This window comes from Streptomyces sp. NPDC048275, assembly GCF_040652275.1.
Lineage (GTDB): Bacteria > Actinomycetota > Actinomycetes > Streptomycetales > Streptomycetaceae > Streptomyces.
The window spans coordinates 14,889-26,734 of record NZ_JBEZLR010000086.1 but is presented as its reverse complement, the minus strand read 5'-3'; the positions used below and the strand labels follow the sequence as shown (position 1 = coordinate 26,734).

Annotated in this window: 6 protein-coding genes; 1 reads left to right on the top strand and 5 read right to left on the bottom strand. The window is 69.3% G+C overall.

The window, feature by feature from the left end; translation table 11 throughout:
- Window positions 1-65: 65 nt before the first annotated feature.
- Window positions 66-3,071 (top strand): FxSxx-COOH system tetratricopeptide repeat protein, encoded by a 3,006-nt coding sequence (gene fxsT / locus AB0D57_RS35810; RefSeq protein WP_362083063.1) that lies wholly within the window; start codon window positions 66-68, stop codon window positions 3,069-3,071.
- Between the two features lie 111 nt (window positions 3,072-3,182).
- Here the strand turns inward: fxsT and AB0D57_RS35805 are convergent, their stop codons facing one another.
- The 5 genes from AB0D57_RS35805 to AB0D57_RS35785 all read right to left on the bottom strand — a co-directional run bounded on the left by AB0D57_RS35805 (window position 3,183) and on the right by AB0D57_RS35785 (window position 11,694).
- Window positions 3,183-7,022: a multifunctional oxoglutarate decarboxylase/oxoglutarate dehydrogenase thiamine pyrophosphate-binding subunit/dihydrolipoyllysine-residue succinyltransferase subunit gene (locus AB0D57_RS35805; RefSeq protein WP_362083060.1), complete on the bottom strand. Its 3,840-nt coding sequence runs from the start codon at window positions 7,020-7,022 to the stop codon at window positions 3,183-3,185.
- A 281-nt stretch (window positions 7,023-7,303) separates the two neighbouring features.
- Entirely contained in the window at window positions 7,304-8,359 is a 1,056-nt protein-coding gene (locus AB0D57_RS35800; protein ID WP_362083057.1) for an ATP-binding protein, read from the bottom strand.
- Between the two features lie 175 nt (window positions 8,360-8,534).
- A complete protein-coding gene (locus AB0D57_RS35795) occupies window positions 8,535-9,272 on the bottom strand; it encodes a response regulator transcription factor (RefSeq protein WP_362083054.1) in 738 nt (245 codons plus the stop codon).
- Window positions 9,273-9,385: 113 nt separating this feature from the next.
- Entirely contained in the window at window positions 9,386-10,063 is a 678-nt protein-coding gene (locus AB0D57_RS35790; RefSeq protein WP_362083051.1) for a spermidine synthase, read from the bottom strand.
- 83 nt (window positions 10,064-10,146) lie between these two features.
- A complete protein-coding gene (locus AB0D57_RS35785) occupies window positions 10,147-11,694 on the bottom strand; it encodes a sulfatase (RefSeq protein ID WP_362083048.1) in 1,548 nt (515 codons plus the stop codon).
- Window positions 11,695-11,846 lie beyond the last annotated feature (152 nt).

The window sequence follows — 11,846 nt, the reverse complement described above, 5'->3', positions numbered from 1 at the left end:
TATCCCTCAGTGCCTATCGCCGGACCTCGCACAGGTTCTAAAATCACGCGCGGGGAGGCCGCTGCATGTCTGGAGCTCGTACGCCGGTCGGGCCAACCGAGAGGGGGGCCGCGAAGCAGACCGTCACGATCAGCTTCGCCGGTTTCAACCGGGCCTGGGCGGCCTGGATCGGGGACCGTCTGGAGCGACGCGGGGTGCGCGTCAAGTATCTGCTGTGGGAGTCCCCGGCAGACATTCCCCTGGTGGATCTGCTGCACGACCTGAAACTCGCCGAGGGCCGGATCCTCATCGTCGTCAGCGAGTGGTACTTCCAGCTGGGCCCGCGCACCCACGAGGAGTGGAACACCGCTCTGCGGGAGGTGGTGGTCCCCGACCCGGCCCGGTTCGCGGCCGTCTCGGTCACCACGGCCTCGGTGCCCAGCGCCGCGGCGGTGTTCGCCGCCGTCGACCTGACCAACATGGGCGCGCAAGAGGCCGAGCGGCGCGTGCTGGACCGCCTCGACCTGCCCGGCGATCCGCTGCGACAGGACGCTGCGCGGCGCGGCCCGCGCTTCCCGGCGGCCATGCCCGAGGTGTGGGGCGGCGTGCCGCGTCGCAACACCCGCTTCACCGGCCGCGAGCGCCTGCTGAACGACGCCTACAACCTGCTGCAGAATGCCGAGCGGGGCGCGGGCGTGATCACCCTGCACGGCATGTCGGGAGTGGGCAAGACCCAACTCGCGGCCGAATACGTGTACCGCTTCGGTTCCGAGTACGACGTGGTGTGGTGGGTCGGAGCGGAGAGCAGGGTCACCTACCGGCGCCGACTGGCCGAACTCGCACCGCAGTTGGAGCTGTCCACGGGTCCGGAGTACGGCGAGCGGCTGCGTGCCGTACGCGACTCGCTGCGCCGCGGCGACCCGTACTCCCGCTGGCTGCTGATCCTGGACGGCGCGGACGAGCCCGACCAGATCTGGGACCTCGTACCCACGGGTCCCGGCCACGTCCTGATCACCTCCCGCAACCCGGAGTGGAGCGAGCACAACAGCAAGCTGCTGGAAGTGCCGGTCTACGGGCGCGACGAGTCGGTGGCCTTCATCCGCCGCAGAGCGCCCCGGCTCACCGAGGCCGAGGCGGACCAACTCGCCGAAGCCCTGGAGGACCTGCCCCTCCTCCTCGACCAGACAGCGGGCTGGCTCAACGACTCCGACCTCTCCGTGCAGGACTACATCGCCCTCCTGGAGGGCGGTATCGACGGGGATGTCGTCAAGGTGTCCGCGGACTTCCCGGTCGCCTTCCAGACCGCCTGGTCGATACTGCTGAACAAACTCCGTGACACCGTCCCGGAGTCCGTCGACCTGCTGCGCCTGTGTACCTTCTTCGCGCCCGGCTTCATCCCCGTACGCCTCCTCAGGGAGATGCCGCACGACGAGCTGCCGGAGCAGATCGCGGGCCTGCTCAACGATCCGCTGCTGTGGAACAAGGCGATCAACCAGCTGCGCCAGTACTCCGTCGTCCGCCTGGAGTCCCACGAGACCGGCACCGACGAGGCCGTGTCCTCCGGTGAGTCCCTCTACCTCCACCGCATGGTCCACCAGATCGTCCAGAAGGACATGCCGGACGAGGACCGCCGCGAGTTCGTCGACGTGGTGCGGCGGGCGCTGGCCGCCGCCGAACCCCGACGCCCCACGGACACCAGGCTGTGGCCCGGGTACGCGGAGATCGTTCCGCACCTGAAGTACGCGGACGTGCTGATGAGCAAGGACCCGGCCGTCCAGACCCTGGTCTTCAACTGCCTTCGGTACATGTACCTTTCGGGCGAGTACGTCTCCGGTATCAAGCTCGGCGAACGCGCCATGAAGGCCTGGCGGACCCTGCTCGGTGAGAACCACCCCCGGGTCTGGGAGCTGACGCACCACTACGCCAACCTGCTGCGCGTGGTCGGCGACTACGAGCGCACCGAGGCCATCGAGCGTGCCGCCGTGGAGCATCTGCGCGAGGAGCGCGGCCCCCAGGACCTGGAGCATCTGCGCGCCGCCACCGGCCTCGCCGCCGACCTGCGCGGCCTCGCCCGCTACGACGAGGCACTGGAACTCTCCCAGTGGATCCTCACGTCCTACCGTGAACTCCTCGGGGACCAGGACTCGCGGACCCTCGCGGCGCAGAACAACCTGGCGGTATCGCTGCGGCTGCTCGGCCGCTATCAGGAGGCACTGGACGTCGATCAGCAGACGATGGAGGCACGACGGCTGCTGCTTCGGGGGCGACACCCCTGGACCCTCTCTTCGGAGAAGTCGTACGCGCAGGATCTGCGGCTCCTGGGCCGCTACACCGAGGCCGAGTCGAGCCAGGCGAAGAGCGTGCGCGAGCAGCTCATCGTCATGGGCGCCGACAATCCGCAGACCCTCGAAGCCGAACACAACCTCGCCCTGTGCCTGTACCGCAGCGGCGACCGCCGTAAGGCGGGCCCGCTGTTCGCCCGCGTCCTGGAGCGCTGCGAACGCGTCCTGGGCGAAACCCACCCGCAGACGCTCAGGTTCGCCGCCAGCACGAGCTGTTTCGTGCGCGAGCACGGCAACATCGACCAGGCGCGGGAGCTCGGCGAGTCCGTCATCGCCCGCTACGAAGTGATGCTCGCCGAGGGGCATCCGTTCATCGCCGGTGTCCAGGCCAACCACGCGCTGGTGCTGCGCAGCGTCGGCGAACGGGACCACGCCCATGTCGTCATCGAGGAAGCGCTGACCGACATGACCGCGGCCGTCGGCGAGAACCATCCCTGGACGCTGGGCTGCGCCATCAACGCCGCCGCCCTGCGCAACCTCATCGGCGACCCCGAGTCGGCCGCCGCGCTCAGCCAGGCCGCGGTCACCCGGGCCGTCGAGACCCTCGGCCGCACCCACCCGCTGACCCTCTCGGCCCGCATCGCCCTCGCCGCGGACCTGCGCGGCCTGCGGGACCGTCAACAGGCCGAGAAGGTCGAGCAGGAAGCCCTCTCCGACCTGAAGGCCACGCTGGGCGACCAACATACCCACACCATCTCGGCCCGCTCCCGCAACCGGCCCTACTGGGACTTCGAACCCATGTCGACCTGACCGACGCCGCTTCGGCCAGGAAACGCCGGAGGCCCGGTTCCCCCAGAAGGGAACCGGGCCTCCGGCGTCGTACGAGACCTGTGTGCACAGACCTGACCGGTTTGCCGGGGCTTACGCCTCGAACACCTCACGCACCAGCTGCTCCTGCTCGGCCTGGTGCCGCTTCGCGGAACCCACGGCCGGGGACGAGGACGCCGGGCGGGAGATACGGCGCAGGCGCTCGCCGTGCGGGACGTCCGCGCCGACCGCCAGGTCGAGGTGGTCGATCAGGTTGAGGGCGATGAAGGGCCACGCGCCCTGGTTCGCCGGCTCCTCCTGGGCCCACAGGTACTTCTCGGCGTTCGGGTACTTGGCGATCTCCGCCTGGAGCTCCGCACCCGCGAGGGGGTACAGGCGCTCGATGCGGATGATGGCCGTGTCCGTGGCGCCGCGCTTCTTCCGCTCGGCCTCGAGGTCGTAGTACAGCTTGCCGGCGCAGAAGACGACCCTGCGGACGGCGGTCGCGTCGACCGAATCGTCGCCGATGACCGGGCGGAAGGCGCCGGTCGTGAACTCCTCCGTCTTCGACGCGGCGGCCTTGAGGCGGAGCATCGACTTCGGGGTGAAGACCACCAGCGGCTTGTGGTGCGGGTTGTGCACCTGCCACCGCAGGAGGTGGAAGTAGTTCGACGGGAGCGTCGGCTGGGCGACCGTCATGTTGTTCTGCGCGCACAGCTGGAGGAAGCGCTCGATGCGGGCGGACGAGTGGTCCGGGCCCTGGCCCTCGTAGCCGTGCGGGAGGAGCAGGGTGACGCCGGACGTCTGGCCCCACTTCTGTTCCGCCGCCGAGATGTACTCGTCGACGACCGTCTGCGCGCCGTTGACGAAGTCGCCGAACTGCGCCTCCCACATCACGAGGGCGTCGGGGCGGGCCAGCGAGTAGCCGTACTCGAAGCCCATGACCGCGTACTCGGAGAGCAGGGAGTCGTAGACGTTCAGGCGGGCCTGGTCGTCAGAGAGGTACTGCAGCGGGGTGTAGTCCTCGCCCGTGACCCGGTCGATCAGCACCGCGTGGCGCTGGCCGAAGGTGCCGCGGCGGGAGTCCTGGCCGGAGAGACGGACCGGGGTGCCATCGAGGAGCAGGGAACCGATGGCGAGGGTCTCGCCCATGCCCCAGTCGATCGTGTCGTCCTCGATCATCGACGCCCGGCGCTGCAGCTGCGGGAGCAGCCGCGGGTGCACGGTGACGTGGTCGGGGATGTTGACCTGGGACTCGGCGATCCGCTTCACGACCTCCTGGGAGACCGCGGTCGTCACGGCCACCGGGAACTCGGCCTGCGAGTCGGGGACCTGCACGTCGGCCGGAGCGGCGACGGCCTCGCGGACCTCGGTGAAGACCTTCTCCAGCTGGCCCTGGAAGTCCTGCAGCGCCTGCTCGGCCTCTTCCAGGGTGATGTCGCCGCGACCGATCAGGGACTCGGTGTAGAGCTTGCGCACCGAGCGCTTCTTGTCGATCAGGTCGTACATCAGCGGCTGCGTGAACGCCGGGTTGTCGGACTCGTTGTGTCCGCGGCGGCGGTAGCAGATGAGGTCGATCACGACGTCCTTGTTGAACGCCTGACGGAACTCGAAGGCCAGGCGGGCGACGCGGACGACGGCCTCGGGGTCGTCGCCGTTCACGTGGAAGATCGGGGCCTCGATCATCCGCGCCACGTCCGTCGCGTACATGGAGGAACGCGAGGACTCGGGGGCCGCCGTGAAGCCGACCTGGTTGTTGATGACGATGTGGACCGTGCCGCCCGTGCGGTAACCGCGCAGCTGCGACATGTTGAGCGTCTCGGCGACCACACCCTGGCCCGCGAAGGCCGCGTCACCGTGCAGGGCGACCGGCAGGACCGTGAAGTCCGTGCCGCCCTTGTTGATGATGTCCTGCTTGGCGCGGGCGATGCCCTCGATGATCGGGTCGACCGTCTCCAGGTGGGACGGGTTGGCGGCCAGCGAGACGTTGATCTGCTCGCCGTCCAGGCCCGTGAACACGCCCTGGGCACCCAGGTGGTACTTCACGTCGCCGGAGCCGTGCATCGACTTCGGGTCGAGGTTGCCCTCGAACTCACGGAAGATCTGCGCGTACGACTTGCCGACGATGTTGGCGAGAACGTTCAGGCGGCCGCGGTGGGCCATGCCGATGACGACCTCGTCCAGGCGCGACTCGGCCGCGCTGTCGATGACCGCGTCGAGGAGCGGGATGACCGACTCGCCGCCCTCGAGGGAGAAGCGCTTCTGGCCGACGTACTTCGTCTGCAGGAAGGTCTCGAAGGCCTCCGCCGCGTTCAGCCGGCGCAGGATGCGCAGCTGCTCCTCGCGCTCCGGCTTGCTGTGCGGGCGCTCGATGCGGTCCTGGATCCACCTGCGCTGCTTGGGGTCCTGGATGTGCATGAACTCGATGCCGGTGGTGCGGCAGTACGAGTCGCGCAGCACGCCGAGGATGTCGCGCAGTTTCATCAGGGACTTGCCGGAGAAGCCGCCGACCGCGAACTCGCGCTCCAGGTCCCACAGGGTGAGGCCGTGCTCGGTGACGTCCAGGTCGGGGTGCTTGCGCTGGCGGTACTCCAGCGGGTCGGTGTCGGCCATGACGTGGCCGCGGACCCGGTAGGAGTGGATCAGCTCGAAGACGCGGGCGGCCTTCGTGACGTCGTCGTCGTGGGAGGCGTCGATGTCCTTGAGCCAGCGGACCGGCTCGTACGGAATCCGCAGGGCCTCGAAGATCTCGTCGAAGAAGCCGTTCTCGCCGAGCAGCAGGTTCGCGACGATGCGCAGGAACTCGCCGGAGGCGGCGCCCTGGATCACCCGGTGGTCGTAGGTCGACGTGAGCGTCATGACCTTCGAGATGCCGAGCTTGTTCAGGGTGTCCTGGGAGGTGCCCTGGAACTCCGCCGGGTAGTCCATGGAGCCGACGCCCATGATGACCGACTGGCCGGGCATCAGGCGGGGCACGGAGTGGACGGTGCCGAGGCCACCCGGGTTGGTCAGGGAGACCGTGACACCGGTGAAGTCGTCCATCGTCAGCTTGCCGTCACGGGCGCGGCGGACGATGTCCTCGTAGGCCTGCCAGAACTCGAAGAAGTTCAGCGTCTCGGCCTTCTTGATGCCCGCGACGACCAGCTGACGGTCGCCGTTGGGCTTCACCAGGTCGATGGCGAGGCCGAAGTTGATGTGCGGCGGCTTGACGAGGGTGGGCTTCCCGTCCTTCTCCGCGAAGTGCCAGTTCATCGACGGCATGGCCTTGATGGCCTGCACCATCGCGTAGCCGATGAGGTGGGTGAAGGAGATCTTCCCGCCCCGGGCGCGCTTCAGGTGGTTGTTGATGACGATGCGGTTGTCGAAGAGCAGCTTCACCGGGACCGCGCGCACGGACGTGGCCGTGGGCACCTCGATCGAGGCGTTCATGTTCTTCGCGACCGCGGCGGCGGGGCCGCGCAGCGGGATGTACTCCGGGCCCGCGGGGGCCTCGGTGGCCGGCTCGGCCTTCGGCTTCGCGGCGGCCGGAGCGGCCTTCGCGGGAGCCGGAGCGGCCTTCGCGGGCGCCGGGGCGGCGGCAGCGGGCTTCGGCGCGGCCGGAGCAGCCGCGGGAGCGGCGGCCGGGGCGGGCGCGGGAGCGGCCTGAGCCGGGGCCTGGGGCGCCGCGGGCGCAGCAGGGGCCGCCGGAGCGGCAGGCGCGGCCTGAACCGCCGTGGTGGTCTCTGCGGCCCCCGCGGCCGCAGTACCCGCCGGAGCCGAGGCGGCAGCCGCCCCAGGCTTGTAATCGGCGAAGAAGTCCCACCAGGCACGGTCTACCGAATTCGGGTCCTGGAGGTACTGCTGATAGATCTCGTCGACGAGCCACTCATTGGGGCCGAAGGCGGCAGCAGGGTTCTTCCCGGCTTGGTCCTCGGTCGAGATGCTCGATGAGTTACTGGGGGACTGTGGCGACACGGCGGCAACCGCCCTCTTCCGCTTCACAAGGTGATGGACAGCGGAAATAAAGGCTACGCCTCCATGGCCGAGAAGGTCAGGCCGGGCCCGTCCAACGTCGTGTAAGTCACATCGGAAAGTGTGTTTCGGCTGTGGAAATGGCGGGAAACAAGCGGGGTTTCGGCCCGGATGGGTACGTTCCTTCAGGGTCGCGGTACGACTCACGCGGCCCTGTGCCTGATCACACGTGTCCACGAGCGCGGGACTCCGATGGATCTTGTGGCTCCGGTTCGAACTTTACGTCAACTTGGCAGAGATGGAAGCCCCGGAAGGGTGACTTGGATCCGGCAGCCGCGCATGGATTCGGCCACACCGATCCGCCCGCCGTGCAGATCGACGGCCCAGCGGGCGATGGCGAGCCCCAGGCCCGTACCACCGTCGCTGCCCGGTCCGTGCGGTGATGGCACCCCGCCCCGGTTGAATCGCTCGAAGATCTGGTGCCACTCCGACTGCGGAATGCCGGGGCCCTCGTCCAGGATCTCCAGGGCCAGCGACTCCGGGAGGTCGCCCCGCCGGGCCTTCACGGTGACCCGGCCGTGCGGCGGGCTGTGCTTCACCGCGTTGTCGATGAGATTGGCGACAACCTGGTGGATCCGCTCCGGGTCCGCGTGCGCGGTCAGCTCCGGAGGCGACACGTCGAGGTGCAGATGGACGTCCGTGCGGGTGTGGCTGCCGGAGCCCGAGGCGATGCCCGCGCGCGCCGAGGAGACCATGTTGGCCTCCTTCAGCACGCCCGACAGGTACGGCCACACCTCGAAACGGCGCTTGCGCAGGGGCACGACGCCGTTGTCCAGCCGCGACAGGTCCAGCAGCGTCTCCACCAGCCGTCCGAGGCGCTCCGTCTGCTTGAGCGCCGTCCGCATGGTCTCGGGGTCGGCGGCGGAGATGCCGTCCACGATGTTCTCCAGGACGGCGCGCAGGCCCGCGATGGGGGTGCGCAGCTCGTGCGAGACGTTCGCCACGAGCTCCTTGCGCTGACGGTCCTGGGCCTCCAGCTCGTCGGCCATGAGGTTGATCGTCTGGGCCAGGTCGCCCAGTTCGTCCCGGCGGTTCTCACTCACCCGGCGCGTGTAGTCGCCGCGTGAGATGGACCGGGCGACCGCGTTCATCTCGTCCAGCGGGGCGGTGAGTGAATGCGCCACGAACTGCGTTATCAACAGCGTGGCGATCATCGAGAAGACCGTGATGAAGCGCAGCTCGGTCTCGGTGCGCATCGCGATCACCATCAGACCGGTGGTGATGAAGACCGAGACGACGACCAGCGTGCCCAGCTTCGTCTTGATCGAGAAAGGACGCACGGAGCCCCAGGGCTCCGTGTTCCTGCGGTCTCCCGGGGCGACCGGTCCGACCGGATCTCCCGGGTCGACAGGTCCGCTCAATCCACCCGATCCACCCGATCCATCCGATCCGACCGGTCCGCTCGATCCATTCATGAGATCTGCCCCCTCAAACAGGTCCTTGAAAAGGCCCCGCTCAGGGAGTCGGGGTCTCCAGTGCGTAGCCCACGCCATGGACGGTACGGATCCGCTCGGCGCCGATCTTCCGACGCAGGGCCTTGATGTGGCTGTCCACGGTCCGCGTACCCGAAGCGTCCGCCCAGTCCCATACCTCGGCCAGCAACTGCTCGCGGGAGAGTACCGCGCGCGGCGTGTTGGCCAGACAGACCAGGAGGTCGAACTCGGTGGGCGTCAGGTGCACGTCCTCCGAGCGCACCCGTACCCGGCGCTGTGCGTGATCGATCTCCAGCTCGCCCAGGCGCAGGATCCCGGTGCGCGGCGTCGAGGCGGCCACTACGGCGCGCTCGACCCGGCGCAGCAGGACGTGCACGCGTGCGGCCAGCTCGCGCATCGAGAACGGCTTGGTCATGTAGTCGTCGGCGCCGACGCCGAGCCCGACCAGCATGTCGGTCTCGTCGTCGCGCGCGGTGAGCATCAGCACCGGCACGGGGCGCTGGGCCTGCACGCGGCGGCAGACCTCCAGGCCGTCGAAGCCGGGCAGCATGATGTCGAGGATCAGCAGATCGGGCTGCCATGCCTCGGCGGTGTCGACGGCGGCCGGCCCGTCGCCCGCGGTTTGTACGAGAAATCCCTCGGCGCGCAGGCGGGCCGCGATGGCGTCGACGATCGTCGGGTCGTCCTCGACCACCAGCACCCGGCGCTGAGCGCCCGGCGTCGCCGCCGTGCCGTTGTGGGATGTGTGGGTCTGCTCCATCGCCCGCCCCTGAAGTGTGCTTTCCGGAATCCGTGGGGTGATCCCATGACTGCGCTTGACGCGTGAATGATCTGCGTCAGGGAAGCAGGGTACGGGCAGTCACCTTCGCTCGGCTATCCAGGCCCGACCGCGAGGTGGACGACGTCCGGAACGCCCCGGGCAACGGGGATCTCTTCGGTACGCACCCGTCGGAACCCGGCATTCCGCAAGGATCCTTCAAATTCCGGAGAGGGCTGGGCCGACCACACCGCGAGCACCCCGCCGGGCTTCAACGCCCTTGCGCAGCTTGCCAGTCCGGCCGGTGAATAGAGGTTCCCGTTGCCCTCCGTGACGGTCCAGTCGGGCCCGTTGTCGATGTCCAGGCACAGCGCGTCATATGTGGCGGAAATCTCATTGACGTGAGCGAGCAGATCGGTCTCGACGATTTCCGTACGCGGGTCCGCGAGCGCCCGCGCGGAAAGCTCGGCGAGTGGTCCGTCGCGGTGCCAGTCGACGATGGCCTGCTCACGTTCGACGACGGTGATACGTCCCCAGCGGGGGTCCGCGGCGGCATGCGCGAGGGAGAAGCCGACGCCGAGGCCGCCGATCAGCAGGCTCGGCTCCGCCCGCCCGTCCAGGGCGTCGAGTGCCGCGTCGATCAGTAACCGCTCCGAGCGGCCGTCGGAGGTGTCCATCAGGAAGCACCCGTTGGCGATGATCTGCAGCAGCGTGCCGTGGCGCCGCAGCACGACCTCGCCGTACGGGCCCTCGCGACGGTCGATGACTACCGGGGTGTCGTACGAGGTGGGCATCGGCCCATCGTGGCAGTTTCTTGACGCCGAGCTGAGGGAATTTCGGAAGGCCGACGCGCGCCGCGGCGGACCGAGGGGCCGGTTCACGTGCTCCGGGCCGTGGCCAGCCGCCGGGCCAGCTCCGGGATGCCGAGTCGGCGCTCCTGCTCGGCACTGGCCCCGTGCAGCTTGTTGGTGAGCTGGTAGGGGTCGGCGCGCAGGTCGTAGTACTCGCGGAAGAGCACCTGGCCGCTGGTGGCCCCCCGGGGCGGACGGCCCCGTTTGTCGAGGCGGAGCCGGTAGTACTCCGTGTACTGCTCGGTCTTGCCGATGTACGAGGCCCAGCTGTGGATCGGCTGCTTGTCCTGGCGGTTCCACCACCACTCGGCGAGCACGTGCGTGCGGTCGTTCGTGCCCAGCAGCGAGTGACCGTCGTGCGGGGTGTCCGGGGTGATCCGGGCGGCGTCGAGGAGGGTGGGCGCGATGTCGACGTGGGCGGCCAGCCGGTCGTCGGCCGTCGCCCCGCCGAGCCCGCCGCCCGGCCACGACAGGTAGAACGGCACTTCCAGGCTCGGCCGGTACGGCACCGATTTGCGCAGCCAGCCATGGTCACCCCAGAGCAGACCGTGGTCACTCGTGAACAGCACGAGCGTGTTGTCGAGCTGTCCGAGCGCGCGCAGCTTGTCGCGGAAGTCCCGCATCGCGTCGTCGACGGAGAGCAGGGTGCGCAGCTGACGTGCCCGCAGGGCCTGTCCGTCGGCGAGCGAGTGGTGCGCCGCGCCGCCGCGCAGGAACGGCGGCTTGTCCGCCTTGTCGCTCTCGAAGACGGAGGGGCGTCCGTCCCACCCCGGCACCGGCGTCCGCTTGTACTTCTTCTCCGGGATGTTCACCTCGTGAGCCGCGCGCGGGGCGACGTACGCGAACCACGGCCGGTCGTCGCTCCGGGAGCGCTCCATGAACGCGAGGGCGTGGTTCTTGATGACGGTGGTGTTGTAGCCGGGGATGTTCCGGACGGTCCCGTTGGCGTTGTAGTGGCCGTTGTAGTAGCTGACCGGCTCCTGCAGCAGCCACTCGTCGAAGTGCGGCGGGTTCACGCCCGGCTGCCAGAAGTTGAGGTACTTCCCGAACATTCCGGTGCGGTACCCGGCCTGGCGCAGCTGCCGCTGCACGGTGGTGTTCTGGTCGAGGCGGGTGGGGTGGCGGGTGTCGAGTACGCCGTGGTGGTGGGCGTACCGGCCCGACATGATCGAGGCACGGGAGGGGGCGCAGAGCGGAGTGTTGGCGTGCGCCCGCTCGAAGGTCACACCGTGCCCGCCGAGCCAGTCGATCGTCTCGGGGGTCGCCCACTCCGTCTCCTTGGGCTGGTCGTCGGTGACGACGACCAGGATGTTGGGGCGGTCGGCGCGCCCCGCGCCGGGTGTCCGGCCGGCGACCGGCGGCTGCGGAGAGGCGGCGGGTGTCTGCGGAGAGGCGGCGGGCGCCCGGCCGGCGACCGGCGCCGCGGTCCGCCGTACGGTCGCCTTTTGGGCCGCGCCTTCGCCGTCGCCCGTCGTGGCCCGGACGACCACCGTCCCGGCCGCCGCCGCGGCCACCGCCCCGGCCCCCACGACCAGTCCGCGCCGCGTCGGCCCCCGCCCTTGACCCTCGCCCACTTGGTCCCCCGATTCCCCGTTTTGCGACGCTGCTTGCTGTGAATGAGCTTGCAGTGTGAAGGAGTTCGCTGTGAATGCCGTTGCGGTGGTGCGGCAGTGTCCTTGCGGTGGTGCGAAGCCGCGGAAGCGCAGGTCGCCGCCCCGTCACCGGG